The sequence below is a fragment of the Leadbettera azotonutricia ZAS-9 genome (genome assembly GCF_000214355.1).
Classification (GTDB): domain Bacteria; phylum Spirochaetota; class Spirochaetia; order Treponematales; family Breznakiellaceae; genus Leadbettera; species Leadbettera azotonutricia.
This window is the reverse complement of the sequence record NC_015577.1, coordinates 2,359,229-2,381,140: the sequence shown is the minus strand read 5'-3', so window position 1 is coordinate 2,381,140 and position 21,912 is coordinate 2,359,229. Positions and strand designations below refer to the sequence as shown.

Sequence of the window (21,912 nt, the reverse complement as noted above, 5' to 3'; positions counted from 1 at the left end):
GAACTATGGCAAAGATCAAGCTCACCAAAAATGAGCTCAAGAAACAAAAAGATTCCCTCAAGATGTACCAGCGATACCTCCCTACCCTGATGCTCAAAAAGCAGCAGCTTCAGGCCGAGATTCGGGGCACCGAGATACGCATCAAGGAACTCCACGAAGATAAGGAACGCTTTGACGAAGCCTTTAAATCGTGGATTGCCGTTTTTGGGGAAAAGGGGATTTTTACCCCTGCCATACTCAGGATAACCAAGATTAAAACCAGCCAGGGGAACATAGCCGGCGTGGCTATTCCCATTTTCGAAGGCGCCGAATTTGAATCCGCCGCCTACGATCTTCTCAAGACCCCCCTCTGGCTCGACCTTGCCGTGGAAAAAATGAAGCAGGTATTCCTCCTTGACCTTGAAGCGCAAGTGGTGGAAGAACAGCGCAAGCGCCTGGATCACGAACTGCGCATCACAACCCAGCGGGTCAACCTTTTCGAAAAGATCAAAATCCCCGAGACCAAGGGGAGCATCAAGAAGATCCAGGTCTATCTTGGAGACCAGCAAACCTCCGCAGTAGTCCGGGGCAAGATCGCCAAACGCGGCCTTGCCAGGGCGGCTGAAGCAGCCAAGGGAGGGGTATAAATAAATGATAGTACCCATGAAAAAAGTTTCCCTTGTGGTCATGGAAAAGAGCCGGGAAGAATCCTTGAAAAAACTCCGCGAACTTGGGGTGGTGCATCTTGAAAGAAAGTCCGTCTCCTCAGATACCCTGAGCAAACTCCTTGACCGCAAAGCCAAGATAGAAAGCGCCTTTAATATACTCAGGCCTTACGAGGCAAAAAAGAAAAAGAGCGACCAGGCCCCGGATCAATCCAACGACAGCCTGTCCCAAAATCGCAGAGCAAGCGATTTTGTCAGCCCCGAAGACGTTCCCTTTTCGACAGAAGCGGTGAACGGTCCTGAAAACCGGGATTTGGTTTCCATTGTATTGGAGCAGGCCGAGGAACGGAAAGCATATCAGGATAAGGCAACAGCCCTTAATAAAGAAAAAAGCCGCATCGAGGCCTGGGGCAATTTCAATCCAAAAGATTTTGAGTACCTCAAAGACAAGGGCGTCAGCCTTTTCCTCTATAAATTGGCAAATAAAGATTTTGCCGCCCTTCCCAAAGAAACCCGCTATATTGTGCTGGGTGCCGACAAGGCTTCGGTCTATGCGCTTGTGGCGGACTCCGAAATAAACGGCGAAGCCCCCTTTGCGCTGCCCGAACAATCCCCCAAAGAAATCGACGGCTCTCTGGCGGAAATCCGCGACGAGCTTGCGGAAATCGAACGCCAGCTTTCGTCCCTCTCAGGGAGGAAGGCTGTCATCGAGAAGGAAGAGAAAACCCTCCTCAAGCAGATTGAATTTGAAACAGCCCGTGCAGGCATGGATGTGCTTGCCGATGCTCCCCCTGAATCCACAGTGGCATGGATCACTGGCTTTGTGCCCCAGGAAGATCTTGGCCTTCTCAAACGGGGGGCTTCCGAAAACGGCTGGGCTCTTATGGCTGACGATCCGGGGCCTGACGATTTTGTGCCCACCAAGCTCAAGAACAACAAGCTGGTAAGCCTCATCTATCCCCTTACGGACTTCCTCGAAGTAACCCCGGGTTATAACGAGGTGGATATCTCCGGATGGTTCCTGCTTTTCTTCACTGTTTTCTTCGGCATGATCTTCGGCGACGCCGGATACGGCGCTATAGTCCTGATTGCCGCAATTGCAGGCATCCTAAAAACCGCAAAGAAAGGCGTACCCCCGGTGCTTAAGCTTCTCCTTCTTTTGGGGCTTTCGAATTTTGTGTGGGGTGTTCTTACCTGTACCTGGTTCGCTCTTGATGTCGCCGTGCTGCCTTCTTTTCTAAAGAGTATATCCCTGCCCCTTATTTCCAATGTTACTTCGGGGCGATCAGCTCAGGACAGCCAAATTGTGCAGCAGAACCTGATGATCTTCTGTTTCAGCCTTGCGCTGCTGCAGCTTTCCATCGGGCACATTGTTGCTATCTTCAAGGGCAGGAACTTAAAATCCCTTGGCGATATAGGTTCCATGGCCATGCTGGTGGGCATGTATTTTATCGTGCTGTCCCTTATCGCAAGCAATGCGGCACGTCAAATACCCATGTTTATGTGGGCGGTTTATGTGTTTTTTGCTGGTTTTATCCTGAATTTCGTGTTTGCCAATTATGACGGAAGCATAGGGCGGTCCATACTGGAAAGTTGCAAGAACATTATTTCGGTGATCCTCGGCATTGCCAACGTGTTCTCCGATATCATGTCCTATATCAGGCTTTGGGCAGTCGGTCTTGCAGGGGCTGCGATTGCCTCTACCGTGAATGCCATGGCCGGCCCCATGCTTGGCCATTTGATACTGTTCATTTTCGGGATAGCCCTTCTGGTCTTTGGGCATGGCCTTAACCTTGTCCTGAACGTGCTTTCCGTGCTGGTTCATGCGGTTCGTCTTAACACCCTTGAATTTTCAGGCCACGCAGGATTGACTTGGTCCGGCACAGCGTATAAACCCTTTTCTGAAAAGGGAAAAAAATAATTCGCTTGGCGAATTTATAATATAGGAATTTGAAATGAGGAGTTACATATGAACTTAGGCTTAATTGGAGCGGGTCTCGTAATGGGTATTTCTGCAGTCGGCTCGGCAATCGGTATCGGTATCGCTGGGCAGTCGGTAATCGGCGCATGGAAAAAGTGCTACATTGCCAATAGGCCGGCGCCTATGACCCTGCTGGCTTTCGGCGGCGCGCCCTTAACACAGACCTTCTACGGTTTCATCCTTGGCTTGCTCTTTATGAAGCCTGCGGCATTAGCCAACCCCGAATTGGGTTCCCTGTACCTCGGTATAGGCCTTGCTTCAGGGTTTGCCATAGCTTTTTCCGCTATTGCCCAGGGCAAGGCTGGCGCTTCCGGCGCAGACGCTGCCGGAGAAACAGGCAAGGGCTTTGTTAACTACATGATGATAGTCGGTATCTGCGAAACCGTAGCTATCTTCGCCATGGTTCTCTCCATGATCAGCCTTTCGTAGACGATTAGGCGAGAGTGCCCCGGATTTCTAAAACTGTTACAATAGGCGGCTTCGATCATGTCGAGGCCGTTGTTCTCGGCGGCGGTCGTCCTGTGGTTATTCAAACCATGTGGAAGGACTGCCTTTCTTTTTTGGATTTGGAGGGCGTCCGGGGCAAGGCTATTGTCAGCCGCATCGAAGCCTTAAGAAGCATGGGTTGCCGCCTTCTCCGTTTTGCAGTCCCCGATTTGGAAGCCGCCGAAGCCCTGGGGAAACTGGCCTCCATGGTTTCAATGCCCCTGGTAGCGGATATTCATTTTGAATATTTATTCGCGTTGCGATGCCTCGATTTTCCCATTGCGAAGATACGCATAAACCCGGGCAATATCGGCAGCCCGGAAAAAGTGAAGTCAGTCCTCTCCAAAGCCGCCGAAAAAAATCGTCCCATACGCATAGGGGTTAACGCCGGAAGTCTGCCCCAGGACTTGCGCCTTGCGGTGGATTCAGGCAGCCTTGACCGGGCCGAAGCTCTGGTTCAGGCCGCCGAGCGGGAGCTTGCCATATTCAAGGAACATCATTTTGACAATGCCCTGGTCTCCATGAAGGCCTCGGGAATTGCCGACACCATAAGGGCGAACCGGCTTCTGGCTGCCCGTACTGACGCGCCCCTTCATGTGGGCGTGACCGAAGCAGGGCCTTTGGTGGCCGGGGTGGTGCGGAACAGCGCCGCCTTATTGACCCTCCTGGGCGACGGCATAGGCGACACTGTACGGGTTTCCCTTTCGGACACCATGGAAAACGAGGTCATCGCCGCGAGGGAAATTTTGGGGGCTGTTGCGGACCTTCAGGGCAAGGACAAAACAGGGGGGGTGCGAATCGTTTCCTGCCCCCGCTGCGGCAGGAACGGTTTTGATACCCACGGGTTCACCGCTCGCTGGCTCAACCGGCTCTATAGTCTGGACAAGGATATTACCGTGGCGATCATGGGCTGCGTGGTAAACGGCCCCGGCGAAGCCCGCCATGCGGACTTGGGCATTACCGGCGCAGGGGACAAAGTCCTCATATTCAGACGCGGCGAAGTGATACGCACCATAAACGCCGCCGAAGCGGACGGGGCCTTTGAAGAAGAATTGAAAAAATTGTAAGTTTGTTTTGAGGCTTGCTTTAAAACCAAGGGCGAAAATTTCCGGCTTTATGAGGCTGGTCCAAATTCTCGACTTTGACGCTTCCAATTCCTTGAGTAATTCTGCCTGTTTTTGGCTTTATCCGGGCTGTTCATACTACCGATAATAAAATGAAGTATTTTCAAATACCGGAGAGGAGTTTAGGTGTTTCGGGGACGGGTTTTAAGGGTTTTTTCAGCTTTTCTCTTTTTCTTCATGGCTACGGCGGGATGGGCCCAGCAAACGGTCCGGCCCTGGTGGTATTCCCTTGAACAGGGGAAGCTTTACTTCCGCGGCGGCACGTATGGCAATGCCCTTATGGCTTTTGAAGATGCCCGCAGGGCCAGGGAAGCCCGCTTTGCCCGCATGGAGCAGGCAATGGTACAGCTCCTTTCTAACCCCGAAGTGCGCCGCCTGGGGGACGACCTCGCCCTTATTGAGAATTATATTTCCAGCCACCATCAAACAGAAGCTGCCGAAGCCTTGTCCGAACTCTATTACCGCATACCCAAACAGAGCCTTGGGGGATCGGCAAACAGGGCTCTTAATGAACTGAACCGTCTCAAAGCCTACCCGGAGGCTGAATTCTGGATTGGCGAGGTTTACAGGGCTGAAGGTGAACTGGCCCTGGCTCTTGGCCAATACCGCAAGGCCTATGCTTCCCGGGGTCTCCTCGAAAGCCCTGGTTTTGATGTGGAAATCCTCTATAAAATGGCAGAGCTTCACCGCCTGCGTCAGGAATACCAGGAAATGGAAAACCGCGCCCTGGATATTCTTCAGGGGCCAGGTTCTGACGGAAAGCCCAGGGACAGCCTTTGGGCAGGGGAAAGCGAAGGTTTCACCAGGGCTGCCATGGCACGGATACTCGAAAATGACGGCATTAGCCGGTTTTTTGCCTTTTATCGCTATGACAACACCCAGGTCGAGGGGGCCCACCGGCTCTTGGGCTTTTATTATTATGCTTCAAGCCGCCATACACAGGCCGCCGAGCACCTGATGTTCTCCTTCCTTATCCAGAATACCCTCCTCGTCAACGAGGCGCTCCGCAGCCAATATGACTATACCTTCACCACTCTGGATAATCTTCTGGATTCCCTGGGGAGGCGGCCGGACCTCATTGCCTGGCTGGACGAAACTGAATATTTCAGGACCATCTACTATCTTGGCTCTGCCCTTTATGCTTCAGGCAAGCTTGTCCCTGCCCGCCAGCTTTGGGGTTTCCTTGCTTCCCGTTCCGAGGCGGGGGAGTGGCGGGGCCGGGCCCAGGGCCAGCTCCGCAGTCCCTACATTGACCGGGCTGTTGAAATGCCGTAAGAGGCCAGGATTGCGTCTTGACATCCGCAGTCGCTTTGCAGTATCTTCAATAATACGAAATTAATTAGCCCTATGGGGCGGGGAGAACATTATGGCCCAGGCCAGTAAAAACTCACGTACAACAAGCGCAACCCAGAAATTCTATTGTTCCTGTGGGGGCGAGGTCAAGATGAAGACTGTTTTCGAGAACGGAAAGGTCAAGAACCTTGCGGAATGCGAAAAATGCAAGAGGCTCGAACGCCGTCCGTCCGATTTCAAATAGCCTGAATGCGCCGTTAAAATGGCGTATACAGGCCATTGCTTCGCGGTTGCGTATGTATTTCTAACAATATTTGGGGGTTCCTTTGGCTAAGAAAAGTAGTTCCGCAGAAAAAAGACACCGGCAGAGTGAAGAACGCCGGATCAGGAACAAATCGGTTAAATCTTCGGTTCGTACCAGCGCCAAAAAGTTTGTGGTTCTGGCGCAGAAAAAGAATGTGGGTGAGGCTGAGACCGCCCTTAAGGACATGATCAGGAAGATCGACTCGGCTGCCCAGAAAGGGATTATCAAGAAAAATGCGGCATCACGGAAAAAGTCCAGGATGCAGCTGCTCTTCAATTCTGTCAAAGCGGCCCAGTAAGTTCCTTACCCCGGCAATGAGGGTGTAATGGCAGGAAGCAAATATACCAAGGCTGAAATTGTCGATTCCGTCTACAACAAGACCGGCATAAACCGCAAGGAAATACGGAATGTGATGGATCTTTTTATTGAAGAAATCAAGGATGCCCTCATTAAGCGCAATGTGATTGAACTCAGGGGTTTTGGGACCTTTGAGGTTAAGGTGCGCAAAGGCCGGAAGAAAGCCAGGAATCCCCGGACCGGGGAAACTCTTTCTGTCAATTCCCATGGAAGCGCTGTTTTCAGGGCAGGCAGGGAATTGAAGCAGGCTGTGTGGAATTTGAAGCAGGACGATGAGGAATGAAGGTTTCTTCGTCCGCTGGTTTTAGATCCTTCCTAATCAATCTGGCTGCTATTGCGGCGGGTGCATTGCTCTTTGCGGCGGCTTTTCCCAATCTTCTATTTGAAAACGGCCTCCCCCTATTGGCATGGATAGCCTATGTGCCTGTCTTTTGGGTTATCAGGCGGTCCGGTTTTGGGGCTTCGGTGTTTTGGGGCGCCCTTTACGGGTATGGGGCTTACGGGCTTTTCAACTATTGGCTGAGCGTGTTCCATCCTCTGGCAGGGCTTATCGTTGGCTCTATCTATATGTTTTACCTGGCCGCCCTCTTTCCCCTGCTCAAGCTTGCAATCACCCTCTACCCCAAGCGGGGATATCTGCTTCAATTTTTATTCTGGATGGGCTTCGAATATTTGCGGACCCAGGGCTTTTTGGGGTATGCCTATGGCATTACGGGCTATTCGCAGTGGAGGCTTGTTCCGGTCATCCAGATCGCGTCGATTGCCGGGGTTTGGGGCGTTTCGGCCCTGGCGGTGTTCCCCTCGGCCTGGCTTGCGGCGGCTTTGCCGGCCGATTTGTTTGGCAGGAAGACAGATGCCAGGCTTGACGGGATATTCAAGGCTTTTTTCAAAAGGGAAAAAATCCCCGCCCTGGTTTGGGGCATTGCTGTTATAGCGGCCCTGGTGTACGGCTTTGTTTCCCCCCTGGATTACGGGGATGCCCCAAAAGCAAAGCTCGCTTTGATTCAGCATAACACTGACCCATGGAGGGGCGGTATTGAGGAATACCGGAACAATTACCGCGTTTTGAAGAGGCTTTCTGACGAAGCCTTGAAGGCGAACCCCGATTTGGATCTGGTGGTTTGGTCGGAAACCGCTTTTGTGCCCCGCATCTATTGGCACCAGACCGTGCGGGACGATCCGCCTTCGTGGACGCTGGTGAAGGAGCTTCTGGATTATCTTGCCTCCCAGGATGTGCCTTTTGTGATAGGCAACGACGACGCCCGGAAGGAGCCCGCAAAAAATCCCCTTGATGACAACAGGGTGGACTACAACGGGGTGATGCTTTTTGAGAAGGGGGAGATTAAAACCCTCTACCGCAAGCTTCACCTTGTGCCATTTACAGAGCATTTCCCGTACAAAAGGCAGCTTCCTTTTGTGTATGACGCCCTCATCAATGCGGATACCCACTTTTGGGAAACCGGGAATGAGGCAACGGTTTTTGAGAGCAGGGGGATAAAGTTTTCCACCCCCATTTGCTTTGAGGATACTTTCGGCTATTTGTCCAGGGAATTTGTGCGGAATGGGGCGGAACTCATCGTCAACCTCTCCAATGACGCATGGTCCCACAGCCTGCCGGCCCAGAACCAGCATCTTTCCATGGCGGTTTTCAGGGCTGTGGAGAACCGCAGGGCCATGGCCCGTTCTACCGCTTCGGGGCAGACCTGCGCCATCGATCCCAACGGGAAGGTGCTGGCCATGGCCGAGCCCTTCACAGAGGCCTGGCTTGCGGCGGAGCTTCCCCTGGTAAAGGTCTCTTCCCTTTATACCCGTTTTGGGGACTGGCTGCCCAAGGTTTTTATGGGATTGGCTTTTATCCTGTTGATCGCCGGAATAGTTTCGGGTATACTGTTAAAAAATATCAAAAACAAAGTAGCTTTTCCGCAAATTAAGGAAGGTTGAATGAATACCCAGAAGAAGATACTTGTAGTAGATGATGAGACCATAAACCTCGACTTCTTCGAACTCATGCTTTCCAAACTAGGGTTTATTGTGGAAAAGGCCAAAGACGGGGTGGAAGGCCTGGAAAAGGTGAAGCGCTTTTTGCCCGATCTTGTGCTGCTGGACAATATTATGCCCCGCATGTCGGGCTGGGAGCTTACAAAACTCATCAAAGGGGACCCCAAGTACAAGGAAATCCCCATCATCATGCTTTCGGCCCTGGACGACGTAAAGGACAAGGTTGAAGGTTTTGAGATGGGCGTGGATGATTACATCACCAAGCCCTTCAATTTTTCTGAAGTTTTGGCGAGGATCAAGGCTGTTTTGAGGAACCGGGAGCTTTTTGGCCAGATAGTGGCGAGGGAATCCCGTCTCAGCCTGGCCGAGGAGCTGAGCGCGGACATCAAGCACACTCTCCTTGAATTTGTGAAGAGCATTGACGATCTCGATGCAGCCATCGACAAACTGGGGGGCAATTCCCAGATAGTCGAAAAAACCCAGGGTGTGCGAAGGCATATAGCGGAATTGGACGCCAGGTTAGAAAAGACCCTTGTCCAGTGGGAAGATCTCAAGAAAAATGAGATCGGTCTTCCATTGCTGGAAGTCCAGATCCGCGAATTGCCAAATCAGGAATAAAAATGGCAAAAACCGAAGGGAAGAAAAAAGAGAGTATCGTGGTTTTCGGGCCCAGCACTGCTTTTAACGGGTTTTTGCGTTTTAAGGAAACCCTCTGTATACAGGGAAAATTCCGGGGCACCATCGAAGCCGCGGGCGCGCTCATCGTGGACAAGGGGGCGGTGGTAGAGGCGGATCATATCTCCGTTACCTCTCTCATAGTTTATGGGACTGTAGTAGGCGCTGTCCATGCAGTGGACAAGATAGACATGTTTCCTGGGGCAGAAGTGCGAGGGGATGTCAGCGCAGCCCGGCTCCGCATAGCGGACGGCGTTTCCTTCGAAGGCCAGTGCAGCATGACGGGCATAGACAAGGATGTGGAGATATTCTCAAGGCCCACGGAAGAGATAAAGGCTGAACTCCAGAGGGTCAATGGCTAAGGCCGAAATTCTTGTAGAGCGTTTAAAGGCAGCCGGAAAGTTTCTGGCAGCTGCCGAATCCTGCACCGCAGGCATGGCAGCGGATATGATAGCCCGTGTGCCTGGGGCATCGGCAGTTTTTTGGGGTTCTTTTGTCACCTATACCCTGGACGCCAAGATGAAAATGCTGGGGGTTTCCCGGGAATGTCTCCAAAAACATGGCGCTGTTAGCAGGGAAACGGCCTGCGCCATGGCCCAGGGCGCTTTGGAAAAAAGCGGCGCTGATTTTGCCTTTTCAGTTACCGGCCTTGCAGGCCCCGATGGGGACGGATCCCCAAATCCGGTTGGTCTGGTCTGGATAGGGCTTGCCCGGCAGGGAATCGAAGCCAGGGCAGCATGTTTTCATTTTACCGGGGACAGGAATGAGGTTCGGCAAAGAGCGGCAGAAACAGCCATAGAAGAGCTGTTAAAATATATTGAATCAACACTGGAAAAAACACAACAATAAATTATGAGAATGCGGAGTTAATCGATGGCAATGATGAAAAGGGGCAGAAAGCCCAAAAATGCTGAAACTGAAAATTTACCCGGCTTTGAGGAGAGCTCCCGGGAAGTTTTCCGGGCAGAGGATGAGGCTGACAAGGCCAAGACTGTGGTGGTAAAAACCCGGGGCCGCCCCAAGGGATCTACCAACCGCAACAAGGCAGCGCCTGAGGCCTCTCCTGAACCCCAGGACGCAGCGCCTATGGATATTCCCGATCCTGAGGCCAGGCCCCAGCATAACAAAGGCCCAGGGAGGCCGTCCAAGGGAAGGTACAACAATAACAGGTCCTCTAACCAGGCATTTTCGCAAGGCCATGGCTCCCAGGGTTACAATTCCCAAAATTACAATTCCCAGGGCTATGCAAGTCCTGAACCGGCCCTGTCCGCCTCTTCGGTACAAGTACCCATTGCCGATGCTCCCCAGGCGAATATCCAGGATAATGGCTTTGCGCCCCATGAAAGCGGCAATATAGGCCGTGAGCCCGGCCCTTCATTCAGGGACCCTCCTCTGCCCAGCATCATGCCGAAGCTGCCCTCCATGCCCGACATCTACGGCAGGCCCGAGCCCCGTCTGGAACAGGACAACGGCAAGCCCAGGCTCACCATCAACGAGCTTATACGGCTCAATATGAAGGATCTCAGAGATCTGGCCGTGGTTTACAATATTTCCCATGACGACATGATTGCCCTGAAAAAACAGGAAATCATCTTTTCCATACTCAAGGCCCATACCGAGAGGGGAGGGGTCATCTACGCCTACGGCTCCCTGGAAATACTCCCAGACAGCTACGGCTTCCTCCGAAGCCCCCAGAACTCCTATCTTCCGGGGCCTGACGATATTTACATGAGCCCCAGCCAGATACGGCTTTTTGCCCTCAAGACAGGCGACACGGTTTACGGCCAGATCAGGAGCCCCAAGGAAGGGGAGCGTTTCTTCGCCATGCTCAGGGTGGAAACAGTCAACTATGACGATCCGACCGTGGCCCAGAACCGCATACCCTTTGACAACCTTACGCCCCTTTATCCCGATGAAAAGCTGGACCTCGAAACCATCACCGAAAGCGTTTCCGAACGCATCATCAACCTCTTCTGCCCCATAGGCAAAGGCCAGCGGGCCCTCATCGTGGCGCCTCCCCGCACCGGCAAGACCATCATGATGCAGAAAATCGCCAATGCCATCACCAAGAACCACCCCGAGGTGTACCTCATCGTCCTGCTCATTGACGAGCGTCCCGAAGAAGTAACCGATATGGAACGCACCGTCAGGGCCGAGGTTATCTCCTCAACCTTTGACGAACAGGCGACCCGCCATGTGCAGGTTACGGAAATGGTGCTGGAAAAGGCCAAGCGACTTGTGGAGCACAAGAAGGACGTGGTGATCCTCCTGGACTCCATCACCCGCCTTGCCCGCGCCTACAACCAGACCGTCCCCACGTCGGGGAAGATACTCTCGGGCGGTGTTGACTCCAACGCCCTCCACAAGCCCAAGCGTTTTTTCGGCGCCGCCCGCAATATCGAGGAAGGGGGGAGCCTTACCATCATCTCCACAGCCCTTATCGAAACCGGCAGCCGCATGGACGAAGTCATTTTCGAGGAATTCAAGGGCACTGGCAACATGGAAATCGACCTTGACCGCCGTATTTCCGACAGGCGCCTCTTCCCGGCCATCAACATCAAGAAATCAGGCACCAGAAAGGAAGAACTGCTTCTGGGCGAAAAGGAACTTCAGAAGATCTGGGTACTCCGCAAGGTCATCAACCCCATGGACGATATCGAGATCATCGAACTCCTGGTTGACAAAATGAAGAAAAGCAAGAATAATGAAGCTTTCCTGAATTCCATGAATACCGGCTCGGCCGGCGTGGATTGAGGAACCGCGTTCTAAAGGATAAAGACCAGCAGCGCCGGTCTCCGGGGCGAACGCAATTTTGAAGGAGAGATAATGAAAGAGAAGATTCACCCTAAATACGAGCTGACCAAGATCACCTGCGCCTGCGGTAACGTGATAGAAACCCGTTCCACCGTCAAGGACATCAAGGTTGAAATTTGTTCCTCTTGCCACCCCTTCTTTACAGGTAAACAGAAGCTTGTAGATACGGCGGGACGTATTGAGAGGTTCAGGAAGAAGTACTCCATAAAGGAGTAGTTTGCGCTTCGTCGCTTAGCGGCTCGTAAACAGCCATTGGGTTCATCTGAAGGTTATAGTATATGCATGATGCATATTTACGGGTACATCCCCAGCACCTTCGGTGCGGGTAGTTTCCACACCAGCATGATTTCGCAGGGGATGGTTTCGCCTTTTTGGTATACAAGCTGGGCTTGTATTTCGATCATGGGGCCTTTTTCATCCCAGGCTGTGTATTCAATGCCGGTAACTTCTTTGTATTCCAGGCGGGGGAGCTTCATTTCGCGGAAGGGGGAATCCTCGGTGTAGGGGCCGATGCGGTAGAGCATGGCCAGGTAGGTTTCTTCATCGTAGCGGAAGCGGGTTTCGTTTTCGTAATGGATTTCTCCCTGGGATATGAGGAAATCCAGGTTTTTTTCCCTGAAGGCTTTGGATAGGGTTTCGAGGTATTCCCGGGCTTCCTGGGGGAGGCCCTTGAATGTGGGTTTCCCTAAATTGTCTTCCACCCTGCCGGGACGGATGGCGGCCCTGGGGCTTGCGGCGGCGGTTTCTGCCTTACCTTCAGTAGGTCTATTGGAGATGATTGCGCAGCTCCAAAAGATGAGTGCCAGGGGCAGTAGTATTAGTGCTTTACGCATCATTCCTCCTTGATTGGATAAAGGTATAACAAGCCGGTAGTTTCTTTCCTTTTAAATCTTCATCTTCCATTTCTTTTTGCATATTTTTAATTTGGAAACCAGGAAACTCTTCATCGGCCAAATGGAAACCTCTGGCATTGGAACTGAACCAGAGTTTTCCTTTGCGGGAAGCTTCGCCGGGAGTTCCGGGGCTTAACAGGGCCAGGCAATTTTTTATAAGGGTGTGATAGTCCCGGCGTATATCCAAATCGGTTTGCATTTTTTTGGAATTGGAAAAACTCGGGGGATCCAAAATGATAATATCCCATGCGAGGTGTTTTGCTTTCGCTTTGGAAAGGAACGAAAGTACATCTTCGCGTATAAAGCGGAAGGCTGAAGCAGTATCGGTATCAAGGCCGTTGAGCGCAAAGTTTGCTTTGCCCCAGTCAAGGTAGGTATTGGAAAGATCCACGGAATCAACTTCACTGGCGCCGGAGGCAGCTGCGCAGACAGAGAGGGAACAGGTATAGGCAAAGAGATTGAGCACTCTTTTTCCCGCAGCTTCGGCGCGGAGCAGGGAGCGCCTTTTTCGGGCGTCCAGGAAAAGGCCGGTATCAAGGTAATCGGAAAGATTCACCCTGAATCGCAGATCGCCTTCGTGTACTTCGCGCCAGATATTGCCCTTGCCGATCTTTTCATATTGGGAATTTCCCCTCTGGCGCTCCCTCTGCTTGAGGAAGATTAACTCTTTTTTAAGGCCAAGGGCTTCTGCGGCCGAATCGGCCATAGCGGCAAGCCAGCGTTCTTCCTCGGCTTCATCTTTTTCGTAGGGCCTTTTGTAGAGGGCGCCTGAAACGGCGTCGCCATAGAGGTCAATGACCAGGGGGATTTCGGGTATGTCCCTGTCGTAGAGGCGGTAGGCATCGACGCCTATGCGGCGGGCCCACTTTTTCAGGTGCCTGTGCCGCTTGGAAAGGCGGTTAAAGAGAAGCTCGGCCTGGGCAGCGGTTTTGGCGTCGGAATCCATAAGTTTTTATTCTACCATAATATTGACAAAAAGTTTCGGGTAGTTATGCTTTAGCGAGGGGGATTTATGGCAAAACGTATTGTGGTTCTTTCGGCTGACGCCATGGTGTATGAGGATTTGGCCTATCTAAAAACGCTTCCCAATTTTAAGCGCTGCCTTGAGGGGGGCGCCGAAATCAAATCCGTAAGGTCCATTTATCCCACCGTTACCTATCCAGCCCATACGACTATGGCTTCGGGGACTTTTCCTGCGAAACACGGGATTGTAAACAATTACGAGTTGCACCCGGGGAATCTTGCACCGCCCTGGTATTGGTTCCACGATGCAGTAAAGGTAAAAGATATTTTTGACGCCGCAAAAAAGGCGGGCCTGTTCACTGCGGGTGTGTTCTGGCCTGTTACGGGGAACCATCCTTCCATCGATTATCTCATTCCGGAATATTGGACCCAGGGGAACAGCGACACCATGGAGGCTGCTTTTTCAAGGGCAGGATCAAAACCTGAAATGATCAGGCTTCTTGCCAAGTATTTTCCTGACATAAAGGAGCGGGTGCACCCTTCTGTTGATTATATGGCCATAGGCTGCGCCTGCGATATTATCAGGCTTTACAAGCCACAGCTCCTCATGATACATCCGGCAAACATTGACGGCGCCAGGCACGATTACGGCCTTTTTAATGAAAAGGTTGATAAGGCAATCGAGGAAACTGACGCATGGATAGGACAGCTTATGGATGCCCTGGAGGATGCAGGGGTTCACGATGAAACCAACTTTTTCCTCGTAAGCGATCACGGCCAGCTTGATATAGACAGGGCCATCAATGTAAATGTGATGCTGGCGGACTGGGGTTTAATCCGCACGGACAAGGAAGGGAACATCGCTGACTGGGACGCCTATAGCCTTTCCAGCGGCATGTCGGCCATGGTCTATCTTAAAGAGAGCGAAAATCACAAAGTCTACCAAAAGGTTCACGCCCTGTTGCGGCATCTTTGCAGCGAAGGTATCTACGGCATAAGCCGGGTCTTCACCGAGGCGGAGGCCAGGGCCGAGGAGGGCCTTGGGGGGAGTTTCTCCTTTGTCCTTGAGACCGACGGCTACACCTCATTCGGCGATGACTGGAAACGTCCTATTGTCAAAAATTACGACGCTTCCGACTACCGTTACGGCAGGGCCACCCACGGCTATCTTCCTGACAAAGGCCCTCAGCCCATACTCATCGCTAAAGGCCCTGACATAAAAAAAGGCGTAAGCCTCGAAAAGGCCCGCCTTATCGACGAGGCCCCCACCTATGCAAAGATACTCGGAGTGGAACTCCCGGACGCCCAGGGCAGGGTGATAGAAGGAATACTGGTATAAGATTTTTGATCACAAGGGAGACCACTTTTGCGGTAAATTAAAGAAAAAGAGATTAACCGCAAAGGAACGCGAAGTAACACAAAAGAAGAGGTCCTATCCGGCAGTTCTAGGAATTTGCGGCGTTTTACACAGTTAAGCTAAGGAATGGGCGGTAGCAAGATAGCTGTTTTGTTACCGGCCTTTTATTCGTCTGTGTTGGTTTAATACCCCGGAGCTTGCTCCTGGGTATGTTGATTAAAATTGGAGGGTTTGATGAAAAGAAATATCCGTTTTAGGGACATACGTCCTGTGGCGGCTATCCTTATGTTTGCAGCCTTACAGGTAGTATTGATGGGGGCCTGCAGCAGCCAGCCAAAGCTAACGGCTGCAGAGGCGGAGCTTGAACTAAGGCAGCGGCTTGAAGCCGCAAACAGAACAAGTGGCGGTTCCGGCGGAATAGACCTGGATGCGGCAATTAAAGAAGCCGCCGTCAGAATGGATACAAGAATTCCCGTGGGGACAAAGGTTGCCCTGGTTAGTATTGCTTCCTCCCCGGCGAGTCTTTCCGAATACATTATTAGCAGACTGGAAGCGGCAGTGGTAGACGGCGGCAAGCTGGTCGTGGTAGACCGGGCCAATCTGGATAAAGTGCGGGAAGAACAGGGCTTCCAGCTTTCGGGGGAAGTTGACGACAATTCGGTACAGAATATCGGCAAGCTTTTGGGCGCGGGGCAATTGTAACCGGCGCATTTGGAAACCTGGGGGATGTTTACAGCCTAAGCCTTAAAGCCATCAACATAGAAACCGCCACCGTAGCCATTTCGTATCCGGCGGATATCGCCAAAAGCACCCGTATAGAAACGCTGCTTGCAAGCGGCGGCGGTGCCGCCTGATCGCCGGTAACACGGGTCGCAAGTGGGAGTACCGCGGGGCCGGTAGCTCCGCCAGCACCGGTTGCGCCGCCTGCTCCGGCCATAATCTATAAGATCGGAGATAAGGGGCCTGCCGGAGGAATTGTGTTTTATGACATGGGGTTTTATTTAAACGGCTGGCGTTATCTTGAGGCCGCACCGGCAGATATTCCCGGTGTATGGCAATGGGGTACTGAAAGGAGGGATGTGAATAGTACTACCAATGGTATAGGGAATGGAAAACGAAATACTCAAATTATTGTTGAACTTCTTAAAGAAGCTAGGGAAACCATGAAGGCAACACAAGTGGCGGACGCTTATGAGTATAATGGATTTAGTGACTGGTTTTTACCAAGTAAAGATGAGCTTAATCAGATGTACATAAACCTTAAGGTAGGAGGTTTGGGAGGTTTTCAAAGCGGTTCATATTGGAGTTCCTCTGAAAATACTTCTTTTGGACTTAATCCTCCATTTTGTCAGAAATTTAGCAATGGAGAACAAAGTCAAGCGCACAAGGATACATCATTATTGGTCCGCCCTATCCGGCAGTTCTAATTTTTTTAAGGATGTTTGTCTATAGTGTGTCTGCATTATAGACAAACACTTAATAATCGGAGCAGAAGTACGATTTCGCCGTGTGGCGAAGTCGTGCAACTTTGTTGCGTACAATTTGTTATGCGAAATTGGGTTAAAATTTTTTGAAAATAGAGAAGACAAATAAAGAAAAAACATATAACACCCAGAAAACAGAATGACTGCTTGATAGTCGATTACGCCAAAAACTTCATCTAACCTTCAATGTATTTCCCCCAAATTTTATTAAGCGCTTCCAGATAACAGATATAAAGCACCCTGAATGAATCGAGTTGATAATAATCCCCCAGGGTTTTATCAAACAATAGTTTGCTTTTTGTCACAGGATAATCATGGCCTGTTTCCTCATGATCGTACAGTATTCTTATGGGTATTTTAGGAAGTATACTGCCGGACCAGACAGACTGTATGCCGTTTGCAGATTTTTCCTCGATACAGGTATACCCCAGCATTGACATACATTTTCTAAACTTTACAGGATGATTTTTGGAAGCATAGGTTTCATCCAAAGGGCTTTTTAAAAAAATTATTTTTCTAAGAAATGAATTAAGTACCGTGTGTTCACTAAAATAATTTGTTAAAAAATAAACATCGATAGGACGAAAATCGTTTTTTGGTTCAGTGTTTCCTTTTGATAAAATATATTCTCCCAGTACATTTTTAAGATTGTATTCATATTGTTCATTCGGCGTTTCCCATATAATGTTTTCTTTTACCAGATCAATAGCCGATTTTTTAATTGAATACTCGCGGCCAAGAAATTCCAGAAATACCTCGTCTTTGGAAAAGTCTTTTATCCCAAGCCTGTTTGAAGCTTCGGTAAAGTCGCAATGGGATAAGGATTCCGTCACCAAAGAATACAGTTCTAAATAATCTTTTTCCATTGTAAAACCGCACCTCTCTTATAGGAAAATAGCATATTTTGTTGATTTTAACAAGGTCCTGTAACGCCGCGAGCCGCCATTGACAAATGTACCGTGATTTCTGTCAAAATCCGCAAAGGGTACCGGTATGAAGAAAGCATGGTTTGTTTTTACTGTTTTTACGTCGCTGGCCCTTATCCTTTCTACCTGTGCCGGGGATCCGGCAAAGTATAAAGAAACCACCAAAGAAACGGGCATTTTCTGATCGTAAATCTAAAAGAGCAAATTATTCCGGGAACATTTGAATGGACAATGAGCAGAATAGTAGACAATGAAATTGATTTAAGTCCGTTTGATGATACCTATAAAAATGATTTAACCGGCGCAAGCGCCGTTGATCCAAGGATAATGCTTAAAATAATTTTTTATAGTTATCACAAAATTGAAACTAATAGGCGGCAAGACATTTGCGATGGATGGCTGTAAACTAAGTTCCCAGGCCAGTAAGGAATTATCAGGAATACATAAAGAAACTGACAAAGAAAGCGCAAAAATAAAAGGGCCGCATGGGGTAATACAGGGATATAACGGGATAGCCATAGTTGACGAAAAGAGCCGGGTAATCGTAGCTGCGGGAAAAGACACTGGATCTATTTTTTCTTTCTTCTTCTTTTGCGTGCCTTTGGCGACTTCGCAGTCAAAATTCTTTCTTTGCTTCCAAACGCGAAGCTCAACCCTTGGTTCAGACGGCACTTTCCGGGCAGAGCCTTTTAACCGGGCAATTTTCGCAGTCCGGCTTACGCGCATAGCAAGTGTTCCTGCCGAAGCGGTTAAGCACATGGCTCACGGCTATCCACTCGTCCCGGGGCGTTATGGCCGCTAAATGCTTTTCAATTTCCTCGGGGCGATCGGAATGGGTAAAGCCCAGACGTTTGGTGACTCTTGAAAAGTGGGTATCCACGATAATGGCAGGAATGCCGAAGCAGGTTGAAAGCACCACTGAGGCGGTTTTTCTCCCCGCGCCGGGAAGCGCTGTTAACCCCTCCATGGTGTCCGGTACCTCGCCGGAATGTTTTTCCAGAAGCTGCCTGGAGAGGGCTTTTATATTGTGGGCCTTGGCCCTGAAAAAACCCGTGGAATGGACTATCTTTTCCAGTTCCGGAAGAGGGGCTTCTGCCAAGGCTGCGGGATCGGGAAAGCGGCTGAAAAGTTCCCTGGTTACGATGTTGACTGCGGCATCGGTGCATTGGGCCGCAAGCACCGTGGAAACCAGGAGCTGAAATGGGGTTTCGAAATCGAGCAGGGGCCTGTGATCCGGGTAGAGGGGCCCGAGTGTTTTCATCACCATTTGGAGGCGCGCCTTTTTGTCCGGGAGAGTTTCAGTACTCATGTCAATATGATACATAATCCCATACTGGAAAAGAAGCCCCATTTCATGCAATACTGGATAAACTTCGGAGGAATTTCAGTGTATAAAGCAGTAGATCCTAAAGCAAGTTTTCCCAAACTGGAAGAGGCCATACTCTCTTTTTGGGAAAAAAACCATATTTTTGAAAAGTCTGTTTCCCAGGCCAAGGGCGACGAGTTTGTTTTTTATGACGGTCCCCCCTTTGCCACAGGGCTTCCCCATTTTGGCCATTTTTTGCCCAATACCATAAAGGACATTATTCCCCGCTATCAGACCATGAAGGGGAAGAAAGTGGAGCGCCGTTTCGGCTGGGACTGCCACGGCCTCCCTGTCGAGAACCTTATCGAAAAGGAACTGGGCCTCAATTCAAAGACTGATATTGAAAAGTTCGGGGTGGTTAAATTTATCGAGGCCTGCAGGGCTTCGGTACTCCGCTATACCAAAGAATGGCGTTTTGTGATTAACCGTCTGGGCCGCTGGGTGGATTTTGACAATGACTATAAAACCATGGACCCCGATTATATGGAAACCATCTGGTGGGTCATGAAATCCCTCTGGGAAAAAGGCCTCATCTACGAAGGCCACTATATCCTGCCCTATTGTCCCCGCTGCGCTACAGTTCTTTCCAACCATGAACTTAACCTGGGGGGCTACAAGGATGTCCATGATCCGGCGATTACCCTGCGCTTTAAAATTACCGGTGTTGCGCCTGATTCCCACGCCGCAGATGAACCTCTGAATGCTTCTCTCGCCGATGGCTCTACCTATCTTCTGGCCTGGACCACCACCCCCTGGACCCTGCCCTCGAACCTGGCCCTTACCCTGGGGCCGGATATCGACTATGTATTGGTAAAAGACGGAAATGATAATTACATTCTCGCCGAATCCCGGCTCCCGGCGTATTACAAAAATCCGTCGGACTATACCATAATTTGGCGGCAGAAGGGGGCGGAGCTTATCGGCCTTCAATACGAACCTCTCTTTCCCTATTTCAAGGATGCGGCGAAACAGAACGCCTTCCGTACCTACCCCGGCGATTTTGTATCCACCGAAGACGGTACAGGAATTGTCCACACCGCCCCCGGTTTCGGCGAAGACGACGCCAGGGTCTTAAAAGGCACCGGCGTTCCCGTGATATGCCCCATAGATGCTGAATGCCGTTTCACCAGCGAAGTACCCGACTATCAGGGCGTCTTTGTGAAGGATGCGGACAAGGCCATCATGGATCGCCTCAAGGCTGAGGGAAAACTCATCAAGCGGGATCAGATACTCCACGCCTATCCCCACTGCTGGAGATGCGACCATCCTCTTATTTACCGGGCTGTGGGTTCCTGGTTTGTAGATGTGGAAAAAATCAAGCAGGATATGCTTGACGCCAACAGCCAAATTTATTGGGTCCCCGAGCATATCAAGACAGGCCGTTTCGGCAAATGGCTCGAAGGCGCCAGGGATTGGGCCATCAGCCGCAACCGTTACTGGGGGAACCCCCTTCCCATCTGGCGCTGCCCCGACTGCGGAAAAACCATCTGCATAGGGAGCAGGGCGGAACTCAAGGAGTTGAGCGGTCAGGCCCCCGAAGATCTCCACAAGCATTTTGTGGATCAGATCACCATTCCCTGCTCCAAAGTTTCCACGGAAAAAGGCGGCGGCGCCAGGGATTGCAAGGGAACCATGACAAGGATACCCGAAGTACTGGACTGCTGGTTCGAATCGGGTGCCATGCCCTACGGGCAAAATCATTATCCCTTTGAGAACAAGGAATTTTTCGACAGCCATTTTCCTGCGGATTTTATAAACGAATCCCTGGATCAGACCAGGGGCTGGTTTTACACCCTCACCATCCTTGCCGCAGCGCTTTTTAAAAAGCCCGCCTTCAAGAATTGCGTGGTAGGGGGACTGGTGCTTGCCGCAGACGGCAAAAAGATGAGCAAGAGTCTTAAGAATTACACCGACCCCATGGAGCTGGTGAACAGTTTCGGCGCTGATGCCCTGCGCCTTTTCCTGGTGCATTCTGCCCTGGTAAAAGCCGAAGAGCTCAAGTTCACCGATGACGGCGTCAAGGATGTGCTCAAGAGCATCATCCTGCCCCTCTGGAATTCCTACAGCTTCTTTGTTACCTATGCAAACATCGACAAGGTGAGCCCAAAGGGCGCGCCCGAGAATCCTTCCAACCCTCTGGATAAATGGATACTCTCTGTGGCCGAGGCGTTGGTAGAAAAAGTAACAGCTGCCCTTGATACCTATGATCTTTCCCGTGCAGTAGATCCCATATTGGAATTCATCGATCTTCTCAACAATTGGTACATACGCCGTTCAAGGCGCAGGTTTTGGAAGAGCGGAAATGACAGCGACAAGCTCGAAGCTTACGGCGCCCTCTACAGCGCCCTCAAGACCCTCATCACAGTGGCGGCGCCTTTTATGCCTTTTATAACCGATACCATCTGGCAGAACCTCCGCAGCGAAAGCGATCCCGAGTCCATCCATTTGGCTTCGTATCCTGTGCCCAGGGAAGGAATCAGGGACAAGAATCTGGAATTCAAGATGGCATCGGTACAGCACGCAGTCTCCATGGGCCGTTCCCTCCGTTCCCAGTACAATATCAAAGTACGCCAACCCCTCAAGACTGTGGAACTTGTAACCCGCAACCCTGAAGAAAAAAAAGTCCTCCTCGAAATGGAAGAGATCATCAGGGAAGAACTCAACGTTAAAAACGTAGTATTCAGGGATAACGAGGAAGACCTTGTTGAATACGAAGCCAAAGCCAATTTCCGCATCCTCGGCAAAGAACTTGGCAAAGATATGAAGGCTGCAGCGGAAGTTATTGCCGCCTTAAGCCAGTCCGCGATCCAGGGCATACTTGAAGGCTCTGTCCTTTCCATTGAGGCAGCAGGCCGCTCGGTAGAGATAACTGCGGAAAAGCTCGATATACGGCGTATCGAAAAGGCAAACCTTAAAGTGCTCAACGAAGACACTCTCACTGTTGGACTTGATACTGAATTAAGCGCAGAACTGTCAATGGAAGGGGATGCCCGGGATCTTGTCCGGGGTGTGCAGAATCTCAGGAAAGAATCGGGCTTCGAAGTCACTGACAGGATTACGCTTAAAATTTTCGGATCGGAAAAGCTAAAAGCAGCCTGGGAAGCTTTTGCGGATTATGTGTCTTCCGAGACCCTGGCATCAAAAGTGATCTGGGGCGAATCAGGAAAAATGGCAGATATAGAAGCAGGGGACGAAAACTGGAAGGTTGAGATTGAAAAGGTTTAAAATCTTTTACAGGCGGGTTTTT

The 21,912-nt window shown here is 50.8% G+C and carries 23 protein-coding genes and 1 pseudogene; 19 read left to right on the top strand and 5 right to left on the bottom strand.

The annotated features are described in order from the left end of the window. Positions 1–5 precede the first annotated feature (5 nt). The 14 genes and pseudogenes from TREAZ_RS10455 to rpmE all read left to right on the top strand — a co-directional run bounded on the left by TREAZ_RS10455 (position 6) and on the right by rpmE (position 11,892). Positions 6–626, top strand: coding sequence for a V-type ATP synthase subunit D (locus TREAZ_RS10455; protein ID WP_015711820.1), 621 nt, complete (start codon positions 6–8; stop codon positions 624–626). A 4-nt stretch (positions 627–630) separates the two neighbouring features. Next, positions 631–2,565 carry a V-type ATP synthase subunit I gene (locus tag TREAZ_RS10450; RefSeq protein ID WP_015711819.1) on the top strand — a complete coding sequence of 645 codons (1,935 nt, stop codon included), beginning with the start codon at positions 631–633 and terminating at the stop codon, positions 2,563–2,565. Between the two features lie 48 nt (positions 2,566–2,613). Continuing rightward, the gene (locus TREAZ_RS10445) at positions 2,614–3,054 is read left to right on the top strand and encodes an ATP synthase subunit K (protein ID WP_043923048.1); all 441 of its coding nucleotides are present in this window, start codon (positions 2,614–2,616) and stop codon (positions 3,052–3,054) included. 14 nt (positions 3,055–3,068) lie between these two features. Then, positions 3,069–4,178, top strand: a complete 1,110-nt coding sequence (gene ispG / locus TREAZ_RS10440) for a (E)-4-hydroxy-3-methylbut-2-enyl-diphosphate synthase (RefSeq protein ID WP_015711817.1) — start codon at positions 3,069–3,071, stop codon at positions 4,176–4,178. A gap of 183 nt (positions 4,179–4,361) precedes the next feature. Beyond that, the gene (locus TREAZ_RS10435; RefSeq protein WP_015711815.1) at positions 4,362–5,510 is read left to right on the top strand and encodes a hypothetical protein; all 1,149 of its coding nucleotides are present in this window, start codon (positions 4,362–4,364) and stop codon (positions 5,508–5,510) included. 91 nt (positions 5,511–5,601) lie between these two features. After that, positions 5,602–5,772, top strand: a complete 171-nt coding sequence (locus TREAZ_RS18100; protein ID WP_015711814.1) for a hypothetical protein — start codon at positions 5,602–5,604, stop codon at positions 5,770–5,772. An 82-nt stretch (positions 5,773–5,854) separates the two neighbouring features. Continuing rightward, on the top strand, positions 5,855–6,130 hold the full coding sequence (gene rpsT, locus TREAZ_RS10430; RefSeq protein ID WP_015711813.1) for a 30S ribosomal protein S20: 276 nt from the start codon (positions 5,855–5,857) through the stop codon (positions 6,128–6,130). A 27-nt stretch (positions 6,131–6,157) separates the two neighbouring features. Beyond that, entirely contained in the window at positions 6,158–6,472 is a 315-nt protein-coding gene (locus TREAZ_RS10425) for an HU family DNA-binding protein (protein ID WP_015711812.1), read from the top strand. Then, positions 6,469–8,130: an apolipoprotein N-acyltransferase gene (gene lnt / locus TREAZ_RS10420; RefSeq protein ID WP_015711811.1), complete on the top strand. Its 1,662-nt coding sequence runs from the start codon at positions 6,469–6,471 to the stop codon at positions 8,128–8,130. Before TREAZ_RS10425 ends, lnt begins: the two co-directional genes overlap by 4 nt. Then, positions 8,131–8,805, top strand: a complete 675-nt coding sequence (locus TREAZ_RS10415) for a response regulator transcription factor (protein WP_015711810.1) — start codon at positions 8,131–8,133, stop codon at positions 8,803–8,805. 2 nt (positions 8,806–8,807) lie between these two features. Beyond that, complete coding sequence (locus TREAZ_RS10410) at positions 8,808–9,224, top strand: bactofilin family protein (protein ID WP_015711809.1); 417 nt, start codon at positions 8,808–8,810, stop codon at positions 9,222–9,224. Then, a complete protein-coding gene (locus TREAZ_RS10405) occupies positions 9,217–9,711 on the top strand; it encodes a CinA family protein (RefSeq protein WP_015711808.1) in 495 nt (164 codons plus the stop codon). Before TREAZ_RS10410 ends, TREAZ_RS10405 begins: the two co-directional genes overlap by 8 nt. 621 nt (positions 9,712–10,332) lie before the next feature. Next, positions 10,333–11,616 (top strand): annotated as a pseudogene (gene rho, locus TREAZ_RS10400) (transcription termination factor Rho); the annotation flags it as partial. A 72-nt stretch (positions 11,617–11,688) separates the two neighbouring features. Continuing rightward, positions 11,689–11,892: a 50S ribosomal protein L31 gene (gene rpmE / locus TREAZ_RS10395; RefSeq protein WP_015711806.1), complete on the top strand. Its 204-nt coding sequence runs from the start codon at positions 11,689–11,691 to the stop codon at positions 11,890–11,892. Positions 11,893–11,969: 77 nt separating this feature from the next. Here rpmE and TREAZ_RS10390 read toward each other — a convergent pair whose 3' ends face one another. Both TREAZ_RS10390 and TREAZ_RS10385 read right to left on the bottom strand, forming a co-directional pair. Next, positions 11,970–12,512 carry a hypothetical protein gene (locus tag TREAZ_RS10390; RefSeq protein ID WP_148257792.1) on the bottom strand — a complete coding sequence of 181 codons (543 nt, stop codon included), beginning with the start codon at positions 12,510–12,512 and terminating at the stop codon, positions 11,970–11,972. Next, on the bottom strand, positions 12,502–13,515 hold the full coding sequence (locus TREAZ_RS10385; RefSeq protein ID WP_015711804.1) for a class I SAM-dependent methyltransferase: 1,014 nt from the start codon (positions 13,513–13,515) through the stop codon (positions 12,502–12,504). The genes TREAZ_RS10390 and TREAZ_RS10385 overlap by 11 nt, the downstream gene beginning before the upstream one ends. Before the next feature lie 66 nt (positions 13,516–13,581). Here TREAZ_RS10385 and TREAZ_RS10380 point away from each other — a divergent pair, with 66 nt between their 5' ends. Both TREAZ_RS10380 and TREAZ_RS10375 read left to right on the top strand, forming a co-directional pair. Then, positions 13,582–14,871: an alkaline phosphatase family protein gene (locus TREAZ_RS10380; RefSeq protein WP_015711803.1), complete on the top strand. Its 1,290-nt coding sequence runs from the start codon at positions 13,582–13,584 to the stop codon at positions 14,869–14,871. Between the two features lie 252 nt (positions 14,872–15,123). Next, on the top strand, positions 15,124–15,591 hold the full coding sequence (locus TREAZ_RS10375) for a lipoprotein (RefSeq protein WP_015711802.1): 468 nt from the start codon (positions 15,124–15,126) through the stop codon (positions 15,589–15,591). A gap of 28 nt (positions 15,592–15,619) precedes the next feature. Here the strand turns inward: TREAZ_RS10375 and TREAZ_RS10370 are convergent, their stop codons facing one another. After that, a complete protein-coding gene (locus TREAZ_RS10370) occupies positions 15,620–15,826 on the bottom strand; it encodes a hypothetical protein (RefSeq protein WP_015711801.1) in 207 nt (68 codons plus the stop codon). A 40-nt stretch (positions 15,827–15,866) separates the two neighbouring features. Here TREAZ_RS10370 and TREAZ_RS10365 point away from each other — a divergent pair, with 40 nt between their 5' ends. Then, the gene (locus TREAZ_RS10365; protein WP_043923047.1) at positions 15,867–16,316 is read left to right on the top strand and encodes an Lcl C-terminal domain-containing protein; all 450 of its coding nucleotides are present in this window, start codon (positions 15,867–15,869) and stop codon (positions 16,314–16,316) included. Positions 16,317–16,549: 233 nt separating this feature from the next. On the opposite strand, the gene TREAZ_RS10360 is transcribed toward TREAZ_RS10365, so the two are convergent. After that, complete coding sequence (locus TREAZ_RS10360) at positions 16,550–17,239, bottom strand: DUF3786 domain-containing protein (RefSeq protein ID WP_015711799.1); 690 nt, start codon at positions 17,237–17,239, stop codon at positions 16,550–16,552. A 240-nt stretch (positions 17,240–17,479) separates the two neighbouring features. Between TREAZ_RS10360 and TREAZ_RS18825 the strand changes: the two genes are divergently transcribed. Next, positions 17,480–17,704: a transposase gene (locus tag TREAZ_RS18825; protein WP_483459075.1), complete on the top strand. Its 225-nt coding sequence runs from the start codon at positions 17,480–17,482 to the stop codon at positions 17,702–17,704. A 256-nt stretch (positions 17,705–17,960) separates the two neighbouring features. On the opposite strand, the gene nth is transcribed toward TREAZ_RS18825, so the two are convergent. Beyond that, a complete protein-coding gene (gene nth, locus TREAZ_RS10355) occupies positions 17,961–18,608 on the bottom strand; it encodes an endonuclease III (protein ID WP_043923046.1) in 648 nt (215 codons plus the stop codon). Between the two features lie 78 nt (positions 18,609–18,686). On the opposite strand from nth, the gene ileS reads away from it, so the two are divergent. Next, the gene (ileS, locus tag TREAZ_RS10350) at positions 18,687–21,890 is read left to right on the top strand and encodes an isoleucine--tRNA ligase (protein ID WP_015711796.1); all 3,204 of its coding nucleotides are present in this window, start codon (positions 18,687–18,689) and stop codon (positions 21,888–21,890) included. Positions 21,891–21,912: the final 22 nt, after the last annotated feature.